Raw genomic sequence first — 18,362 nt, forward strand, 5'->3', positions numbered from 1 at the left:
TGGCGCAGGCGCATTGTATTGATCTGACCGTCGGCGACGCCTTCTTGCGTCAAATGACAGATGAGGACGGTGTCTAGATCGTTGGAAACGACGCAGCTAGTCGCGACCTAGATCACACAAGCGGCAAGGCGCAGCAATGACGATGATCGAATTTTCCCATTCAATCATAGATCAGTCGGCACCGCCTTCCGTCGAGGATGCGCTGACCTGGCCATCGACGACCTTCACTTTCATGATTTGCGGCACGAAGGCACGAGCCGCCTCTTCGAAGCTGGATTCGATCGAACAGGTAGCGCTGGTCACGGGTCACAAGGATTGGAAGATGTTGCGACGCTACACGCATCTCAAGCCGGAAATGCTTCACACTATCCGAGCAGCAAGGGCAGCGTAATTCGCGCAATTGAGGTTGGTGGTCGGCAACCACCGCAATCTTGAGCCGCTAAGAACGCGAATCCATTGCTGTGGTCACGATCGTGCCGCTTCGAACACAGCCCCGATGGCATCCATCGTAAAAGACCTTTGGAGACCGAATCGCCTTACGTCATCTACTTGTTTAAAAAGGGATAATATCCGATTTCGCAATAGGTGTGCAAGGATTTGTGGAACGCTAATTGTCCTTTTTCAATGAAGTTTCTCGGAGTTGGATCAGGCGTCGACCCCTTCCAAAGGGGCAGATAAGTCTGACCAAGCCTCAAGGCCGAGGGCGTGCTCCATCAATGCGACACGCAAGGCTGCGACATGCGTCGTCAATTCGGACAACCCGCCGTTCATAAGGCGACCAAACTCGACGGCTAGCGAACCTCCTTCCGCAGAACCCTGGAGTTCCGCCTGCATACGCTGGATGCAGGTGAGGATCACCTGACTTGCCATTGCAAAAGCTATGGATGGCTCATCCGCTGTTGCTTTGCCGAACCACGCGATAGCGTCCTCAATACGGCGGAGGTGGGCCTCGAAGTGGATGGCTTCTGCGGAATTGAGATCGGTACCCTTGTCCTGAATCATGGCAGACACGGCGGAAATATCGTTCAAGGTGCCCGTAACGCGGTTCAGCAAAGGTGTATCGACAATGGGCCATGGCAGATGCGCTGCCCACTCTCCCGCGAAATTCAGGTCTGGAAGGAGCACCTCGCCGATCCTCACCATAGCGACGGGCGGAATTTGATCACGGATCAGGGGAGCGCAACTCATTCTCGGCTCATCCGCCAAGGTTTCACAAACTGCATTAAATCGGTCTAGATCGCCCATCCAGCCCTCTATCGAGTCGGTCACAACCAGACCGGCGAAGTACACGTGGGGCCAGGCATATCCTGCATCCTGGTCCGGGGCTCGCGCATAAACGCGAACGGTCAGACCGGCGTCTTCCAAGACTTCCTCGTATTTCTTCCGGCGCGTCGCGAGGTCGGCGTCCGCTTGGATTCGCGATTGGGAGGCTGCCTTCGAGAGAGCGGAATGACGTCGGCTGGTGGTACTGAAGGCCGCCGCCCATCGACGTCGGCGATCGGGGTCGTTGGCGATGTGGCCGTAGATGGCGCGAATATCCCGAAGCCGAACAGAAAGATCCAACATAGCTTGGGTCGGCGGTGATGAAATCAAGCGCCAGAGCGTAGGGTTGGAGAGTTTCTCTGCGGTCTCGATAAGGTCCACCACGCGCATAGCGCCGACTTTGACGTTCTCGTCATTGCCGTCGGCCAGTTCCAACACAAGTGTCTGCAGGTCCGCGGCAAAGCTGTGCATGCGATCGGATCCGGAATACGACCCAGGATCGAGAGAGTGCGACATCACCTCATTGACACGCGGCGGCGGCACGAAGTCTCGCAGCATCCCGGTGATATTAATGAGGAGTTTCCAGCGCTCTTTGGGCTTCTCCATCCTGAGATATAAGTTGGCGGCCTCATCGAGTCGCCGACTTAGTTCTTCGATGAGGTTCGCCAGGGAGGCGGTGCGGCCAGTTTCCTGGGGCGCTCCGACGAGACGATCCACGGCGCGAGCCTGAGCGCGGTTCCAAGCTACGCGAGCCGGACTGGGGAGGCTCTCGCGAGGGATGCGTTTGCTATTGAGGCTGTGCCCCGCCACCATCAACGAGGCTCCATCCGGCAATATGGTGTCGGACAGTGCACTTCGGGCCTCTGGCGCAGCGACTAGCATAAGTTCGCACAGACGTACGACGTCGCCATGCAGATCGGTCTGCACGGCGTCCGAAATCACTCGGACATTAGCCTCCACGGCGGCTTCACGGCCTCCGCCATCGTCGGCCTCAACCTCCACCAACCGTGGGGCAGTGATCCAGGGAATCTCGTCAAGCAAGCGCGCCAATAGGGCCAGAGATCCGCCAGCCAGGTCTACAAGGCGGGCGGATTCGGTGGCATTTATATCCCAAGTCGTACGGATAAATTCGAGCAAGGGTAGCAGTGGTGCCGCCGACAGATCTTGATCTAGCGGCAGATCGAGGGTAGGCGCCTTGGAACAACCTCGCAACGGCATTAGAGCCGCTTGCAGACGATGTAGCGTCTCCAGATCGATGTGATGTATGTCGAAGCCACTCGCGCTTTCGAGGCGATCAAGGAAGCTGCCCCTTAGGTCCTCGACTTCGACCGTGGCGAAGGAGGCTCCGGCTTCCCGCACCTTCGCGAATAGCGGTAGGTCCCCCTCCAGCGGAGTAGCTGCAGTCAGGTTGAACAAAAGAGACGAGAAACGATCATCGACCTTCAGGCGCCGAGAGATTTCTAACCAATGTGCGGCGACCATGTCGGCAGTCGCTAGGCCCAGTCCGTGGAGTATGGGGCCAAGGGAAGCAACATCGCCTCTAACCATACGGCTTGCCAGGGCGCCCACAAGCTCGGATCGCTCCTCCGGATAGGCTCTCAGGATGCGTACGATAAAGATCGGCAGATGAGTGGCGCTCACGACCGACGCAGCTTCAATAATCGTTTCAGAAAGAGGCGTGTCGAGACAAGCGCGGATGGCGTTATCGAGATAGGCGGACCGGATCTCATGCAAGCCTGCGAGACCGCCATCTGACGTCTCTTTCACGGCATGCTCCTCGACCAGGCGCGCGAGGGCTTTCGCCATTCGGAACCCGTCCCAACCGAGACGCTCCCGGATGAATCGGCTCTCTACGACCGCACCATGCCGGCTTGGAAACGCGATGCGTCGCAACAGTTCCAGTTCGTCGTTTCTGTTCTCTGAAAGGCGTCGGCGGACCTGCTCGGTGAGCGTTTGCTCAAGCCGCTGACCCTTTGCCAGCAGATGCGTGTATTCCAGTAGAAGGCCTTTACTTTCATCGAAGGGCTCGACCCAATGGGAGAAAGCGACCTCCCCTTGAGCCGACAGGGCAAGCCAAAGACGTTCAGCAAGAGGCTCGTCGAGATGCGGCCGAACGACAGGAGTTGTCGCAGCCGTCCCGAGAAGGAAGATGTCTTCTTCCCGAACCGAACCGAGGACGAGCAAACCCGCTATTGCTTGGATCTCAGAAACGAGCATATCCCAGCCGGCCGCACCGGTGCGGCCTACATCATCAATGACAAAGCCAACTGGGCGACCCGGACCAGCTTCGAGAAGGCGAGCTACCTGGACTAGTCTGGGTACATCCGACTCGCGTAAGCGGCGCACGCGATACCAGCGCACGGCGTGTCGGGTATGGTATGCAGCCAACCAAGCCAGTGCCGACTTGCCAGCCCCCGAAGGACCCGCCACTAGCACGGCCCCTTGGGCTTCTAACGCTTCGAGGATATCGGCGGTTTCGGCTGGTCGATCGAACACCAGGCCGGCGCCTACGTGACCGGGCATGACGTTCACGCCGCTATAGAATTCAGGTGCGTTAAGCGATTCGTGGAAGTTTGCCGTCTCACAAAGACCGTCCGCGAGTTTGAGTTGGCCTAAGGGGTCAAGGATGCGCTGGACACCGTCGATCAGGCGCTGGACATCTGTGGCGCCTAGCGATGCCGGGTCTTGAGGCTGTTTCGCATAATTATCGTCAGCAGCACGACCTGCAGCAGCACGAAGATCTTGGGCGACCAAGCGGCCTGCGGCAGGGTCCAAGGAGCCTTTTCGTTCTAGGACTAAAGGAACCGCACTCAAGGGGTCGGGCGACACCACAAGGTGAAGTCTGACGAGTAGAGCGGCGGTGTCGATCGTACGGGGAGCAAAGGCCGTCGTCAGAGCCTGGGCAAACGCTTCGAATTTCTGGCCCGTTGAGGCCAATGGTTCCAACCATCCACTGGCTTCGAGCCCGTCTACGGTGCGCTCGAGGATTAGCGCCAATCGAACGCTGCTGTCGGTAACTCCGTCCAATGGGACCACCATCTTCACGACGAAGTCGGCCACTTCACTCAAACTGAAGCGCCCCCGAGGGTCATGCCGCGACTTGATCTGAGCGCGAATTTCCAATCCCGGCCCGTGCAGTGTCGCATCCTCAAGTCCTTCAGGAACGACGGCATTCCACGCTGCTTCTCCTGCCCAAGCGTCGACGGCCAATGCAGCGCAGAGCGCATCCTGGTATCGGAAACCGCGGCCTGCGCGAGCACCTGAGCGCGTTTTGGCCCAAAGTTCAGGATCAATGAGGATCAGGTCCGCTATCATGTCGCTTCAGGTGACGTTGGTTTTACGCGTAAGGCTAGGTTTCGACACGAACAAGGGTCGACAGAATCCCCCGATAAGGGACAGTGTTGGGGTGGGCTCGGCGTAAGCGGGAACCTTCGTCAGCGAATTAGTCATTACCGTAGTCAGGCTCATGCTCCATCTCGCGCTCTTCGCTGACGATGGCTTCTGACTCCGCGGCTCCTGCGACATGGCGGACCCAACCACGTTCGGCCAGCGTCGGCCGCGGAACGGTGAAGGCGGTGGTAGGTGTGTTCGTCATCGTTGCCCGACCTATCGATCAAGACGAACACGAAGCCGTCTTGCGCGTTCGCGGAAGGCAGCCTCACCACCTTCAAGGATGTCGCACACGGCCTTGCGGATTACCGCGTTTTCCAACCCGCCCGCCACATAGCTAATTGGGGGAAGACCGCCCGACGGATGGGGGCCAGCTTCGGCTACGATGATCTGGTCCGCGTCGGTGTTGATCACAAGATTGGCGTTATGCGTAACAATAATGACCTGACGCTTCGACTTGGCCGCGATGAACAGTGCCACCAGCTCGTCGAATACGGATTTCGGATCGAGGTTTTCCTCGGGCTGGTCGATGATCAGAGGTCGATCGTCAGAATCGTCCAGAGCGAGATAGAGCAGAAGCAGCACTATGCCCCGCGTGCCTGGCGACAACTTCCGAATGTCGACGCCGTCAGAGATCTCGTACCGAACTGTGATGTGGTCGGTGCCGAAAAGCCAATGAGCGAATTGCTTCGACCAGGCGCGAAACTCGGCTTGTTGCGCGGGTGCAAAAGGGGCGTGAGCGAGAAGGTCATTGATGTATTTTCCAATGAAGGCCGTCATTGCAGCCTGAACCTCCGCCGCCGAGCCCGTATCCCACGCGGATTTGAGTGCCTCCGTTGCGGCAGTAATGAGCGAGCGGCGGCCATAGAAGGGGCCGGCCTTGCGTCTGTCGAGGAGCTCTTCCTCCGCTACCGAACCCCATGCTTCAACGTCGGCTATCCTGCGAACCGAGAAGCTGAGTTTCTTAAGCGTGCCTGATGAGGCTGCAAGCCTCGCCATCAGCGGCGCGTAGAGACCGGCAAGTGCGTTCTGTTCGTTAATGATCGCTTCGAAAACCCGTCCGTAGGTGTCATCGCGCTCGGTCTGAAGCTCCTTCCGGCGAGCTGCGGCTCCTCGTGCATCGGTAAGCCGGGTTTCCAGGGCCTGAAGCGCAGAACTCTCCTGGGTGATACGGCCGGTCAACGCGGTGTATTGATCCCGGACCAGCTTGTCAGCGCTGAACAGAGCCCCAAGGCGGGTCATTTCAGCAACGATCGGAGCGAGCGTAAGCGCCGAGAGATCAGCATTGTCGGCGATCAGCGCGACGTTCGGATCGCCAGGCGGCGGCGGAACGCCGTTCAGCTTTCGCACCTCGCCATCCGCCCACGCGATGTAAGCTACCAAGCTCTGATCGACATTGCCCTTGTAGGTTAACATGAAGTCGTCCCACTGCTTAGCGTCCAGGAAGCTATTGGCATGTCGCGCCTGGGTTTGGCGGAGCATTTCGGGTGCGCCAGTGGCGCGCATGCTACGGGCCTCGTCCTGCAGGGCTACGAAGGCACGGCGCTGATTTCCGAGGTTTTGGATCCTGTTCCGAAGATTCTGAGCCACAGCGCTGAGTTGAGTGTGGCGGGCAACCTGCGCTTCGGTTCCTTTGACGACGAGCTTGGCCCGATCGGCCGTGTAGTCCGCGATTAGTTTCGTTTTCTGCGCGACCTGCGTAGTCAGTGTGGCGACAAGGGTTTCCTTCTCGAATTCCCCGGCGATGCGTTCTGAGACGTCCGAGATCGCCCCGGCTTCGCGACTGCGTGCTTGTTGAAAACGTGCAGTCTGCTGGTCGCGCAGATCGGCAAAATCGGTTGCCCAGTCACGATCGTCTGGCGAATGCGACTCGAATATCACGCGCTCGATCTCATCCACGAGACCATCCGAGACACCCTTGGCCGAGCAAAGCTCTTCAACGAATTGCTGGGAGAGATAGCGAGCGCGAGGAAAGGACATGTGGCCGTTGGCGTCGCTGCCGTCGAGGGAGCGCGTGACCGTCGAGCCTCCGCCCCAGGTGAGCGTCGTGGTCGCGTTGCCGATCAGCCTGCGGGCCCGCGCCAAGAAGGATGGGCTGATATTCTCGTCTGCATCCCAGCCGGAGGACGAGATTGCATCGCAGCCTGCCGCAATGACATCTGCCAAGGCCGTCTTGCCCGATCCCCGCGCTCCGATGATGGCTACAAGGCCGGGGTTGAGCGGGATAGAAGGCGTGGTTGCCCAGTCCGCATCATCGATCATAACGTCCGAGATGACTTGCGACGGCATTGCCGACCGAGGCGGCTGGTCGCCGACGTAGGCGCGGCCCTGCGGGTCGATGCACGCTTGCCGGAGAGCATCGAACTCTAGGCCGCCCTTGATCCATGAGAAGCGATTATCGACGGGCTGCCCCACCGATATCTGGTCGTGGGAGTCGCTCCCGTGGAGACAGGGCTTGCAGCCGTCGTATCGCGCACGCAACTCTTCAACGGTCACGCCCCGGTGGCCGAGCCAGAATTCCCGCTGCGCCGGGCTGCTCGAGAATATAATATGGGCGAACTTCTCAATTTCCTGCCGCACCGTGGCGTCGGCAGCCTGCCGAAGACCCGACGTGCCGTCGCCAGCGGTGCCGGCGACGGCGATCAGGATGTTCTTCTTCGCCCATTCGCTTTCGTGGATGACCTTGCGCAGCTGGTCGAAATTGACCTTGACCTGCGTCGCACCGTGCCGAAGCGCCGCGCCGTCATCAATGATCGTTGGGTCGGCGCGCTTTCCGAGCTTGATCAGCTCTTCGCGTGTGCAGTCGTAGCGGTCGTTATGAGCGCCGAATTGCAGGCGCTTGAGGATGCGCTTGACCTCATCGACATGGTGAGGATCTTCTGGGCTGACCAAGAGATGGATGTTCACGAAGCCGGACTTTGCCGCCGCATCGAGGCGCAGCTCGATGTTCGGGAAGATCAGCTTCACACCGGGCAATCGGCCAGCAGCTTTGTGCTTGAGGAATTCCTCGTAGGTATCGGTGACGTAGTACTCGGTGACAGCGATCGCTTCGATCTTAGGGGTCAAGCCTTCGAGGGCCGTGAGATAGGTCCCCCAAGGGTCGGAGGCACCGAACTGATTGTTGAGGATGGTGCCAGGTGCATGAATATGCGGCTCCCATCGGTGCCATTCCGAACCGCGATTGATCAACGCGCGCACCTTTTCATGCCCTGCCTACCTTGTTCCGCAAATACGTCGCCACGACACCATAGACTAGTCAATGAAGAGTTCTTTCGCAAAGGCGCTCAATTCATCATCTATTTCACCACCTCGATACGTCACAACCTCGGCAATCGCTGCTTGTTTGCAGTCGATAATCAAATGCAGGCCAACCGTATACTGGTAATCGCCAGCCATCGTGAGGCCACGTAGCTTTGCAGCATCAAGGTCTAACCCCTATTTTTGCCGTCTTTTTCACCTCTATTACTGCGCAGTTGTAGATGGTGCGTCTGCGGTGGACGATGATATCGGGGAAGATCGTGATAGCCGACGTGTCATCCGGAGAGGTTTTGAACTCCTCCGGCCGAGGCAGGTTCTTCCCTTTGTCCCCTAACCGATTGTACTCGCAATCGGTGTGCCACTGGTCGAAGTAGGGCCCGACATAAACCGCCAGCTGGTGTGTGAGGCTGCGCTCATTGATACCGATTTCCAAGAGATCAGTTTCGCTGGCAAGAAATGCTTGAGTAGCCTTAGCCAGCCTGGCGATCGTTTCTGAAGGTTCGGGAAAGTCCTTCGGGCGATCGGGATTCATCCAAATTTCCGGCTCTGTTGCCACTAGCTAAATCCCTCTCCATACCGCCGTTTTTACCTACACCAGTCGGCAGCAGGCACGTGCCCAATGCTTTTTAAAGTCCGTTACACGAAAGTTACATGAAAGGAAGCGGTGGGTTTAACAATCGTGCAACTGATTGAAAAACTGGCGCACCCGACGCGATGCGAACGCATGACCCCTTCCTTCGGAGCCAAGACCATTTCTAGTCGAGCTTGCGTGCCGAAATGATCGCGGGCGAGCCTAGAATTAGGACCCGTTTTCGCGCGTTAACCCATCCCAGTGTTGCGTAACGCCGATGTTCGACGATGCCATCCCCTAAAGCGGCCGGGAACCCTCGCCGAGGCGCAAGGCTCGCGGGCTCGAAGGGCCGCCGTCTTCTTTGGCACCCACGGGGGCCGCGTTGGCGAAACCTCAAACCTGAAGCACACATCGCTCGAGGAGCGATTGCTTTAGACTACGAATCTGGGGGTCAGGAGATCGAATCTCTTCGGGCGCGGCATTCCATCCTATTGAATCATTCATCTTTGTGCGATCGAGACGAGGCGATGCCGGCTTGATTTCCGGAATTCAGCCGGTTTTTCAGCCGGTTTTGGAAGGACGGCGGCAGCGGGCGCCAAAATCGCACTATGGGCGACGTGCTATGTTCGGAACGGCACAGTCTGTATCGAGCGACAGCAGATTCGCTGGCCGGACGACCCTGCCGGCTCAAGCCGTCTTGCGTTCGGCCGGCGCGGGTTCTCCGGCCTTCGCGCTGTCCTGGTCTGCGACGATGAATGCCAGTTCGTCCCCCAATGCGGAGATCAAAGCCGCCAAGCGCCCGCGCACCCGTGGAGGAAGCTGCATCAGCCCTCAATCAGACGCCGGCCTTCCGCTTGCAATAAATTCGATGCGCTCGTCGACGGGCGGAGGCCGAGTTTCATCGCTTGTTTCGTTGCCCGTCAGGCCTTCGAAGAAGCGGCTAACAGGAACGCCAAGCGACCGGGCGATCTCGTAGAGCATGGACGCGCTTACTCGGTTCCTCGCGTTCTCGTATTTCTGGAGTTGCTGGAAGCTGATACCTATGGATCGTGCAAGCTGGGCTTGCGATACATCCGACTGGACACGAACGATCGCGATCTGCCTGCCGACATGCTGATCCGCGAGATGAGGGCTCGTCTGAGGTCTGGGCTTTGCCCACGCCGTAACGGCAGGAAGCCGTTTCGAGGCCTCCTGTTGCATCTGTCACTCCCTGGAATGTGGTTCTGTCGCGGTACGCCGCCAGGAACTCAGCAAATTTCCGAATGCTCGGGGAGTTACAGACCTTCGCGAAACGGGATGCACGCCTTCAACCCGGCTCTCTCTGCCGGCTAATCCGGACATATCCTTGATGGCCGAGCGGATTTGGGGCCAGGGAAACTCGGCATCGTCCTCAGACGACTGACCTTCCTTAAGCACTGCATCAAGCTTGGCTCCTACGCCGGCAAGGGTAGTGGCAGGCGTTTCAGACAATTCTTCGATCAAGGCCTCCGCTCGGTTGGCCGCATCGTGCTCAGCAAGCATCGCGGCGGAGTACCCTATTTCCCTGTCGGCAGCATCCCAGTGAGCCTGATGGGCCGCGAAGTCGGCTTCAGCTTTTGCGCGAACCGCTGCGTCGATGGGATCGACGCCTAGTTATCCGCGAATTTCCTTCAGTGAATGCAGTGTCACGCTCTCACCATTCGAGAGTATCGTCGCACTCGGAAAGCCAATAGTTTCGGCGAGCGTCCGCTCTAAGCGTTGTTGCTCACGGCACAGCCGCTCGGTCAAGTTGTAAGCGTCCTGCCAATGGCGCCACACGGTTACCGCACGATCGGAAGTTTGGTCCTTTTCCAAGTCGTCCCGCGCAACCTCGGTTGGCTGCGGTCGCAGCTTTGAATTTGCCGTTCGCGCAAGTTCCTTCCCGCTCGTGACGAAAGGCAAAGGCGTGCTATTGGAATCTTCCACCAAACTGAAGTGAGAAAATATTCGATGGGCGACGAGCTGATCCGCCTCCCGGTGCAATGGAGCCCGTCACGCGCCCCGGGATTCAGCACCACAGGTGCGAGCATCCCGGCTGTGGCAAGAATGCAGGATGGGGCTTCGCCAAACCGAGGAAACCATCGCATTGGTTCATCGAGCGCATGTTCTGCCGCCTCAGGGACTTCAGGCGCATCGCCACCCGGTACGACCGTCTCGCGCAGAATTTCCTCGCCGCCGTCTGCATCGCCGCAATCGTCAGCTACTGGTTATGAGTCCGGGACCCTAACTAACCCGGGGATTACAGATGAAGGTCTTGTTCAGCAACTTCAAAAACTTCTTCCAAGGGGGCAGTTGTGACCTTCAATACCTCAAATTGTCCAGAGGGTTGGGCAGCATTTGAGCCTGCAGCAGGAAAGGTGATTTTTGGACACGCAGGGAGCGAAAAATTCAAAATGAACTCCCAAGGTGGCAAAGAAAGTCAAACCTTGACGGTGGAGAATTTGCCCCCATGGTCATGCAGTATATCCACACGCCGGTGTAGTTCCAGGCGATATCTCAGGGGCGCACGGGGGTGACACGAAAACCATGGTGAAAAACTCAACGACTGGAGAGGGACCCGGCAAATCCCTGCCGTTTAGCATTCTTCCACCCTACGTGGTTCTCAACTACTGCATCAAGGAATAGGATCATTCGATTACGGTCCGCCGTCCAGCGCAGAGGGCTCCAACTTCGGAGCAAAACTATCTCACGACTTTACTCGTCGATAATCTGCCGGTCGTGGCGCGCTGGCCTGGTCAGGTGGAAACTCGCTTGCAAACTTATGTTGCCTTTGATGTTCGCAAGCGTCGGCATCAGTGCAGGCATTTAATTTAGACGACGTTCATGCCCCGACGTGCTATGGTCCCGATACTCCGACCAAGGGTGAAGAATGAAAATCATGCGCACCTTAGCCGGCGCGGCGCTTCTCGCGGCTTTCGCACCGTCCGTAGAAGCCCAGGACTTTAGTCTGGGGAAACCGACGCTGCTTGGCCAGGTCGTGCTTCCGACCGGCCTGAAGATCGCCGGCGTCGAGTTCGGCGGCATTTCGGGCCTCGATTACGACGCCGGCAGCGATCTCTTCTATGCAATATCCGACGACCGCTCGGAGAGGGCGCCTGCGAGGATCTACAAGCTCAAGCTTGCGATAGGCGAGAAAGGTGTCGCCAGTGTCGACATCGTCTCCTCCCACCAGCTGACAGGCGCCGACGGCAAGGCGTTCGCCGCCAACAACATCGGTCCGGAAGCAATCCGCGTCGACGCAGCGTCGAAGCGATTGTTCTGGTCGAGCGAAGGTGATTCAGCAGACAGGCCGGCGATCTACGAGGCCAATCTCGACGGCACCTTTGTCAAGGCGTTCGACTTGCCGGAAGCCTATCTGCCGAATGCCGATGGCACGCGCGGCGTTCGCGGCAACCTTGCCTTTGAGAGCCTGAGCATCTCGGCGGATGGCAAGACGCTGTGGGCCGGCACGGAAAACGCACTCATCCAGGATGGCGACAAGGCGACGCTGGAGGCGGGTAGCCCGAGCCGCATTGTCGGCCTCGACATCGCCACTGGGGCCGTAGCGGCCGAATATGTGTACGAGACGGGGAAGATATTCACCAAGGCAACGCAGGATCCGTTCTTGAACGACAACGGCCTGTCGGACCTCCTGGCCGTCAGCCGGGATACCTTACTGACCGTCGAGCGCTCTTTTGCGCTGGGTATCGGCAACGAGATCAATTTCTATCTTGCCAAACTCACCGGCGCGACCGACGTCAAGGGATTGGCATCTTTGAACGGCCAGACCGTCGTGCCTTTGATCAAGCAGCACCTGATCAAGATCGGCGAAGGCGACTTTGGGCTCGATATCGACAATATCGAGGCCTTCACCTTCGGGCCTGAGGTGGCCGACAAGCGCACGCTGGTGATCGCCTCGGACAACAATTTCAACGCGGACGGCCAGTTCACGCAGTTCGTGGCAATCGTGCTGGAGCCGGTTTTGAAGAAATGACGTTTGCGAGCGTGCGCCTCGCGCACAGTCAGCGATCACGCTGCGGATCGACTTCACCCCTGTTCCGACTTAGTCCGATCGTTCGGTGCCCTCACCTTGATATGGTCAAAATCTGCGGAAACAGTACCGTTCGGTTCCTCCAGCACAGGCCCAGCCTCGAGAATCGCGCAAGTGCCGCTCGCCGGGAAGTCGATCTCAGTTAGATCGAACCTCTAATATCGATGCAATTTCCTTTTGAAGGTCACACAGTTTACCGGCCCAGGGGAAACATCCGCTTCAGTGGTGACAAGTGTTTCTCCCCCGATTAGGCTCAGGATACGGGAAAATATTCCTATTTTCAAGCCAACGAAGCCCGGATCAGGGCGGAATCATGAATCGTCGATGCGCTGTAACAAAGCAGATCGAATAAGTTGGAGAAGCTATCTGCGTTACGAGCATCCGGCGCGATCGACGAAACCGAATATGCAACGCTAAAGGCCAAAATTTTTGGGACCGACCTGTCACGCAACCAGGCGCGCGGTGGCTAGCAAAGCCAGTTCGCGATTTGTCGAGCTGGATTTCGATCAAATCAACATCGAACCAAGACGGCGATCGCCGCGCCTCTCTGGCTTGGCGCCAGCCGATGGTCGCACAGGATGGCGCCCACCAATCGTCAAAACGGGCGTGTCTCTGTCGACCAGGTGGGGCGTCTCTTAGGGGGAATGTCTCTAACGCGCCCTCAAGATGGTCGGCAGTGCACCACCCAAGTGGTGTCTAACCTTACTGGCCCCACCATCCTTGCTGACAGGCCTTCCAAATCACATAGTCGACCTTCGAGACGCTGTCTCCGGAACGGTTGGACAAACGGCTACACAATTCCTGGACGGATTCCCGAGACTTTGCTGCGACCCTTTCCAACCAGACATCGGGTTTTGCAACGTCGACGCCCAGGTTCTTTGCCAGGTGATATTTAGTGATCATACCGACGTGAGGAAGGGTCTGACAAAACTCGATCACGTCGTCCGGTCCATTTTTCCACGCCGACCGAAAACCCTCGAAATATTCCGACCGGTTCGACATCACCAAATCGATCGACTTCTTCTTTCCTGGATGACCAAACGTGTCTCCCACCTGCTCCGTCTCGATCAACGATGGTTTCATCCGGGTCCAAATGTCTTTGGCAACCGCCCACTTCATTCCGCTATTGAGGATGACATACGAGACTCTTAGGGCAAAATCGGTTGCATCGGTCGGAGGGGATTTCGTCTCGACTTTTTTCATTGCGTCCGGATCGAGTTCCGTGACCTTCTTCCGGTAGTAGAAATATTCCTCCAGGGTCACCGAGAAAATTCCGTTCTACTAGAATAAGGTCGGTCCCTCGGGGACACAGTCTCAGTGTGAAAGTGACATTTTACACTGAGGTCGTGGTCATCCCAATTTCTACTAGAATTCCCTTTCATCGACCCCTCCCCTTCGAATGAGAATGACCTCCTCCGGATCAATCTGGTAAGGAACCCTTGGACTGCGCAATGAACACCGCGCTCGCTGCAACACCTTCATGGAGTCGGAGTCGAAAAGTCGGATAGTCCTCTTCGTCATCCGATAAGCTACCGTCCAATGTTCGTGACGACCGGAAAGGCCGATGATCGCAACCTGATTGTCGCCCAGTCCCTTTTCCAACGTCGTCCACAAATCGTCGAACCGACGGATTTTCGAAGTCAATGTCGCCGCGCAAATAGGTACCTCGAGGATATCTCTAAGGTAGTTGCAGGCAGCCTCGACAAGGGCATGAACGATCGGAATTTCGATCCCTAGTCCGACAGTTTCATGGGCGGTCACCCAGTTTGTCGTAAGGGTCTCTGCGAGAATCTGGAAAAGGCCAATTGATCGCTGACGTCCCAATTCCGGGCAGAGAAAACGGAAGGCGTTTATTACGCAATAGATCCCACAAAGGCTATCCAGATCTCCTTGGTTGAAAGGCGCCACGAATTTTCGCGGGACCGGCTTCTTCAACATCCGCGCGCGCGGAATCTGTCCACGTACATCTTTGATCCCGCCCGACATTGGCGTCTCAAATCATGGAAACGATGCGACGTTGGGCGTCGGTGTCGCCGTCGATGTACGTTTGTGTCATCGATAGAGATCGATGACCGGCGAGAAGCTGAACGTCGCGAAGACATCCTCCCGCACGGTGCGCGGATCGCGCGGCCGTCGTTATAAATGTCCGGCGCCCTGAATGGGACGAGCAGCCTTCGAAATTCAGCTCGCGATAGAGCTCGACGAACCAATTGACGATGCTGTTGGGTTTCATCGCCCCGCCGCGGCTTGAACGGATTACGGGGCCGTCACCACCCTCGATTTCTCTCAATTGAGACAGGGCGGCCTTGAGATTGGGATGAAGGGGAATTCGTCGTCCGGATTGACGCTTTGCAATACGATCCTCGATGACGACCAGGTTTCCAAGCCTCCCTTTGGGATCGAGGAGCATTGACCACTCCAACCCGGCAATTTCGCAGGCTCTTAAGCCGGCCTTACAGGACAACAGGATGATCACCTTGTCCCGGAGCGGGGTCGCGGATTTGCGCGAACGCGCGAGCAGTTTGCGCAACATCGAATCGGTGACGACCTTGGCTTGACGACCAGACATTCGGTTGCGCTCCAGGGGATGGGGACAACCCCAGATTACAGGCATTTAATCCTATTTTCAAGCCGAAAGGCGCCTACGACCGCCTTCAATTTCAGGGTGTGGTCTCAGGATTTCTTGTCGAAATGATCGTCCGGTCTGACGAGGTCCACGTGACTCACCCCGAGCGCTGGGCCAAATCCAATAGGGTTTCCACCGTTGGGTTTCGTTTCCCGTTCTCAATTCCACTGATGTATTGCTGGCTCAAATTCGCGCGTTCCGCGACGGCCTCCTGGGTAATACCCACCGCACTCCGTATTCGGGAAAAATTCCGGCCCACGAGTTTCCGTATATCCATCCGGCTAGCAATTACGAAGACGCCGGCTTGAGTTTACAATACGTAAAATTGTGATCAGATCACATCGACCGTTTCAAGAACGGATCCACCGATCGTCATCAGAACCTGAATTAGCAGTTTTTGAGGACTGAGACTGGCCAAGGAGACGTCGGTAGCGGCCGAATTCCAAGGGCTTAGAGAATGACCTCATCCGCAACGACGAAGAAAAAACCGAACCTTCTCAGGATATTGCCGATCGACACCAATCCCCGCCGCGAAACACCTTCTTGATCAATCTGGATGGCCAGCTGCAGTTCTATCGGGTGAGCCGGGGCATCCTCGGGCCAAAGTCGCGAGCGACCTCGGTATCAACGTCCGAGCCGTCGTGAAGCCTATGGCCGACATTGCCCACGTCATCATCGCCAGCGGCAGGAGAACACCGCCCGGGCGATCCTTTCATTCATTGAGAAATCCTTGTTCGCCAAAAAGCTGGCGGACAGTGGAATGACAAAGGTCACGATCAAGGCTGCGCTGACTGTAGACGACACCTTGCTGTCGCGGATGCTGTCGGTTGCGGAGAATAATACCTGATGCTGTTCTCGACGCCGTCGGTGCCGCCGTCGACCCGGATGCCGGTGACCTTGAAGGGCATTTGTCCGAGCACCTTGTCGAGGAAGCGGGCGGCGAGATCGGCGGTTGCGCGGCCAGCGATGCCGGCGACGGTCCATTTGGCGACCGGATCGGTAAGCGGTGACGGCCTTGCCGGGCGCGAGATTGATAAAAACGGTGTCGATCTGGACGATCTGTCCCGGCGATTTCATTTCGGCTTGAGGCCCTTGGGCAGGCGTCTGGCGTAACGCTTGCCGACAAGGCGGAAGCGTCGGCCGCCGGCTTGCGGCGCAGCGTCGGGACCGAGGTGATCACGCCGCGCTGCATCCGGCTTGTGAGGATGCCGCCGACGGTGGAGGTCGAGACCGCAACGCCTTGGCGGCGGATCAGCCAGGCGAGTTTTCTCTTGCCGCACATCGGGTTGTCGGCGCGCAGATCTTCGACGGCTTGCGCCAGCGCCGGGCTCCATTGCGGCCCGCGAACCCGGCGCGCCCGCCGCGACCCGGGTTCGGGCTGTTTCGCCCAGCGGTAGAGCGAGGCGCGCGAGACGCCGACGGCCCTGGCCGCTTCATCGGCCGACAGGCCAGCGGCGCGTGCGCTTTGCCACCGCCTGACGGCGTCCATACGGATCGCGGCTAACAGGCACCCGGATTCGCATTGCACGCGTCATCGATGAGCGAATTTATGTTTATTTTTTCTGTATATATGGAATTCTTAGCGAACCGAGACGCTCCCTGCAGTTTGACCTTTTCCGATGTGTACCCCCAACTGGTAACAGCAGTTACGGTGTTAAGCTGCCCGTCAACCGGAGGGCTGCCGCTATAAGACGTTGTTGAGCCAAAATTTTGAATCCACGGCCCCCCGCTTGAGCCACCTGTTTGGTTTGAGCCGATAATGACGTTGTTGGGAACGTCCTGATAACCCAATGAGTCCGTCCTTATCATCTTCAATCCGTCGTATGAAACTGACGGGTATCCAAGCTGAGTGTATTGTGCGACTTGCTGTTCAAACAAGGAAACGTAGCCAAACTCGTGATCAGCGTCGGCTGGCGCTGGAGCTATGTTATATTTTCCAACAACGTCGCCGATAAATTTGCCGTCTTGTGCATCGACGACCACAACAGCCACATCGTTCTGACAAACTACGCCCGTAGTCGTACAATTATCGGTCCCATCAAAATATGCTTTGGGAATCCACCACTCCTTTGCTGTCCATATTCCGAAGGGGCGCTCGTCTCCATGACGCGCGGGCTCAAACGCTATTGCTGTGGCGAAGCCAGCTTGCCCGTCGCCATAATTGTGGACACAGTGCGCAGCCGTCACCAGCAGCGACTTAGCGATCACCGACGCGGTGCAGACAAACGTCGAATCCGAGAATTCCATAAAGAGCTTGCCTGTAGCGCTCCAAGGATAATCCGCCACGGGCTCTCGCCGGTTTTCTGCGCTCGCCCCTTGGGAAGTAAATGGATGACTTCCTGTCCCGCTCGCCTCACCAGGTTTAAGCTTCAGAAAAGCCTTCACGCTAGGTGGCAGTTGCTCTGGTTGCAGCTCGCGCCCGCGGTCGCCTTGCACATTCGATGTATCGAGCTGACTACTGGCCGGCGGCCTTCCAACAACATTTTCGTTCGCTAGCGAGACGTTTGCGAACCCGGCAAGCGAAAAACAGCAAAGGCCTATAGCCAGCAACACACGCTTTGGCGTCATCGAACTTCTCCTCGCATAAAATAAACACAATGTCATAGTATAATTTACATGTGCTGGCAATGGTGTTGAACTACGATTGCTCGCATTAGCGTGTCGTTATTTCTGCGAGGCATTTTATTGTTGAGAGCGATCTATCTTTGCTTTTTCTCAATGCTGGTGGTGACGATGCCGGGCAAAGCCGTGTATTCTGCGACGAACACGCCTTTGGATGACCGAATAGCTGGGCGGCGTTGGGTGCTGAAAGCTTTGGGCGGCGTTCCATTAACCCAGCTGAAACCGATATACTTCCGAGTCGACGACTCTACTATCTCGGGTTTTGATGGCTGTAACGAATTCGGCGGCCCAATTGACGAACCGTTGCTAATCAGGAAAACCCAGCGCGCATGCCCCCCTGACCAACCTTCGCTTCCTCTGGATCTGGAGAGGCCAAAAGAGCATCTGAGCGAGGCGAGCTTAGAGGGTGACGTTTTGAAGTTGCCGGTCCATGATGGACACGCGATCTTTCGAAACGAAGAATAAGTTCTGATTTTGAAACGCCGGCTACGTTGGCTGTCTCTCCCCAATGGGGCTCAGCCTGCCCGTTGCCACCAGCGCCTTCGCGTTATGGAATGTGCCAGGCCCGAAAGGGCTTGGGCACC

The 18,362-nt window shown here is 57.4% G+C and carries 16 protein-coding genes and 2 pseudogenes; 6 read left to right on the top strand and 12 right to left on the bottom strand.

The annotated features are described in order from the left end of the window. Positions 1-144 precede the first annotated feature (144 nt). A pseudogene (locus AC0L3O_RS06260) lies at positions 145-391 on the top strand (tyrosine-type recombinase/integrase); the annotation flags it as partial. A 254-nt stretch (positions 392-645) separates the two neighbouring features. On the opposite strand, the gene AC0L3O_RS06265 reads toward AC0L3O_RS06260, so the two are convergent. The 6 genes from AC0L3O_RS06265 to AC0L3O_RS06290 all read right to left on the bottom strand — a co-directional run bounded on the left by AC0L3O_RS06265 (position 646) and on the right by AC0L3O_RS06290 (position 9,682). Beyond that, positions 646-4,578, bottom strand: a complete 3,933-nt coding sequence (locus AC0L3O_RS06265; protein ID WP_473615147.1) for a hypothetical protein — start codon at positions 4,576-4,578, stop codon at positions 646-648. Between the two features lie 127 nt (positions 4,579-4,705). Then, entirely contained in the window at positions 4,706-4,858 is a 153-nt protein-coding gene (locus AC0L3O_RS06270) for a hypothetical protein (protein WP_473615149.1), read from the bottom strand. 11 nt (positions 4,859-4,869) lie between these two features. Continuing rightward, positions 4,870-7,842, bottom strand: a complete 2,973-nt coding sequence (locus AC0L3O_RS06275; RefSeq protein ID WP_473615150.1) for a TrlF family AAA-like ATPase — start codon at positions 7,840-7,842, stop codon at positions 4,870-4,872. A gap of 63 nt (positions 7,843-7,905) precedes the next feature. After that, complete coding sequence (locus AC0L3O_RS06280; protein WP_473615152.1) at positions 7,906-8,049, bottom strand: hypothetical protein; 144 nt, start codon at positions 8,047-8,049, stop codon at positions 7,906-7,908. A 25-nt stretch (positions 8,050-8,074) separates the two neighbouring features. Beyond that, a complete protein-coding gene (locus AC0L3O_RS06285) occupies positions 8,075-8,443 on the bottom strand; it encodes a hypothetical protein (protein ID WP_473615153.1) in 369 nt (122 codons plus the stop codon). A gap of 870 nt (positions 8,444-9,313) precedes the next feature. Continuing rightward, entirely contained in the window at positions 9,314-9,682 is a 369-nt protein-coding gene (locus AC0L3O_RS06290; RefSeq protein ID WP_473615154.1) for a helix-turn-helix domain-containing protein, read from the bottom strand. Between the two features lie 911 nt (positions 9,683-10,593). Between AC0L3O_RS06290 and AC0L3O_RS06295 the strand changes: the two are divergent. After that, positions 10,594-10,713 (top strand): annotated as a pseudogene (locus AC0L3O_RS06295) (IS5/IS1182 family transposase); the annotation flags it as partial. Positions 10,714-10,739: 26 nt separating this feature from the next. Here the strand turns inward: AC0L3O_RS06295 and AC0L3O_RS06300 are convergent. Then, positions 10,740-10,892, bottom strand: a complete 153-nt coding sequence (locus tag AC0L3O_RS06300) for a hypothetical protein (protein WP_473615156.1) — start codon at positions 10,890-10,892, stop codon at positions 10,740-10,742. A 486-nt stretch (positions 10,893-11,378) separates the two neighbouring features. Here AC0L3O_RS06300 and AC0L3O_RS06305 point away from each other — a divergent pair, with 486 nt between their 5' ends. Together AC0L3O_RS06305 and AC0L3O_RS06310 are read left to right on the top strand one after the other, a co-directional pair. Further along, a complete protein-coding gene (locus tag AC0L3O_RS06305; protein ID WP_473615158.1) occupies positions 11,379-12,473 on the top strand; it encodes an esterase-like activity of phytase family protein in 1,095 nt (364 codons plus the stop codon). 410 nt (positions 12,474-12,883) lie between these two features. Then, entirely contained in the window at positions 12,884-13,000 is a 117-nt protein-coding gene (locus tag AC0L3O_RS06310) for an SHOCT domain-containing protein (protein WP_473615159.1), read from the top strand. A gap of 232 nt (positions 13,001-13,232) precedes the next feature. On the opposite strand, the gene AC0L3O_RS06315 is transcribed toward AC0L3O_RS06310, so the two are convergent. The 4 genes from AC0L3O_RS06315 to AC0L3O_RS06330 form a co-directional block, all read right to left on the bottom strand. Continuing rightward, the gene (locus AC0L3O_RS06315) at positions 13,233-13,793 is read right to left on the bottom strand and encodes a hypothetical protein (RefSeq protein ID WP_473615160.1); all 561 of its coding nucleotides are present in this window, start codon (positions 13,791-13,793) and stop codon (positions 13,233-13,235) included. A gap of 102 nt (positions 13,794-13,895) precedes the next feature. Next, positions 13,896-14,516, bottom strand: a complete 621-nt coding sequence (locus AC0L3O_RS06320; RefSeq protein ID WP_473615162.1) for a hypothetical protein — start codon at positions 14,514-14,516, stop codon at positions 13,896-13,898. A gap of 7 nt (positions 14,517-14,523) precedes the next feature. Continuing rightward, complete coding sequence (locus tag AC0L3O_RS06325; protein WP_473615163.1) at positions 14,524-15,099, bottom strand: tyrosine-type recombinase/integrase; 576 nt, start codon at positions 15,097-15,099, stop codon at positions 14,524-14,526. Positions 15,100-15,253: 154 nt separating this feature from the next. Continuing rightward, on the bottom strand, positions 15,254-15,433 hold the full coding sequence (locus AC0L3O_RS06330; protein WP_473615165.1) for a helix-turn-helix domain-containing protein: 180 nt from the start codon (positions 15,431-15,433) through the stop codon (positions 15,254-15,256). Between the two features lie 569 nt (positions 15,434-16,002). Between AC0L3O_RS06330 and AC0L3O_RS06335 the strand changes: the two genes are divergently transcribed. Beyond that, a complete protein-coding gene (locus tag AC0L3O_RS06335; protein WP_473615166.1) occupies positions 16,003-16,269 on the top strand; it encodes a hypothetical protein in 267 nt (88 codons plus the stop codon). Between the two features lie 387 nt (positions 16,270-16,656). Here the strand turns inward: AC0L3O_RS06335 and AC0L3O_RS06340 are convergent, their stop codons facing one another. Then, positions 16,657-17,724, bottom strand: a complete 1,068-nt coding sequence (locus AC0L3O_RS06340) for a trypsin-like serine peptidase (RefSeq protein ID WP_473615167.1) — start codon at positions 17,722-17,724, stop codon at positions 16,657-16,659. A gap of 120 nt (positions 17,725-17,844) precedes the next feature. On the opposite strand from AC0L3O_RS06340, the gene AC0L3O_RS06345 reads away from it, so the two are divergent. Further along, entirely contained in the window at positions 17,845-18,243 is a 399-nt protein-coding gene (locus AC0L3O_RS06345; protein ID WP_473615169.1) for an META domain-containing protein, read from the top strand. Positions 18,244-18,362: the final 119 nt, after the last annotated feature.

The organism is Mesorhizobium sp. WSM4810 (assembly GCF_055811235.1).

Bases quoted from the DNA above. Each gene is read 5' to 3' on its own strand.
- AC0L3O_RS06265 (WP_473615147.1), bottom strand. From the start codon at position 4,578: ATGATAGCGGACCTGATCCTCATTGATCCTGAACTTTGGGCCAAAACG.
- AC0L3O_RS06270 (WP_473615149.1), bottom strand. From the start codon at position 4,858: ATGACGAACACACCTACCACCGCCTTCACCGTTCCGCGGCCGACGCTG.
- AC0L3O_RS06280 (WP_473615152.1), bottom strand. From the start codon at position 8,049: ATGGCTGGCGATTACCAGTATACGGTTGGCCTGCATTTGATTATCGAC.
- AC0L3O_RS06285 (WP_473615153.1), bottom strand. From the start codon at position 8,443: ATGAATCCCGATCGCCCGAAGGACTTTCCCGAACCTTCAGAAACGATC.
- AC0L3O_RS06290 (WP_473615154.1), bottom strand. From the start codon at position 9,682: ATGCAACAGGAGGCCTCGAAACGGCTTCCTGCCGTTACGGCGTGGGCA.
- AC0L3O_RS06305 (WP_473615158.1), top strand. From the start codon at position 11,379: ATGCGCACCTTAGCCGGCGCGGCGCTTCTCGCGGCTTTCGCACCGTCC.
- AC0L3O_RS06320 (WP_473615162.1), bottom strand. From the start codon at position 14,516: ATGTCGGGCGGGATCAAAGATGTACGTGGACAGATTCCGCGCGCGCGG.
- AC0L3O_RS06325 (WP_473615163.1), bottom strand. From the start codon at position 15,099: ATGTCTGGTCGTCAAGCCAAGGTCGTCACCGATTCGATGTTGCGCAAA.
- AC0L3O_RS06330 (WP_473615165.1), bottom strand. From the start codon at position 15,433: ATGGATATACGGAAACTCGTGGGCCGGAATTTTTCCCGAATACGGAGT.
- AC0L3O_RS06335 (WP_473615166.1), top strand. From the start codon at position 16,003: ATGCTGTTCTCGACGCCGTCGGTGCCGCCGTCGACCCGGATGCCGGTG.
- AC0L3O_RS06340 (WP_473615167.1), bottom strand. From the start codon at position 17,724: ATGACGCCAAAGCGTGTGTTGCTGGCTATAGGCCTTTGCTGTTTTTCG.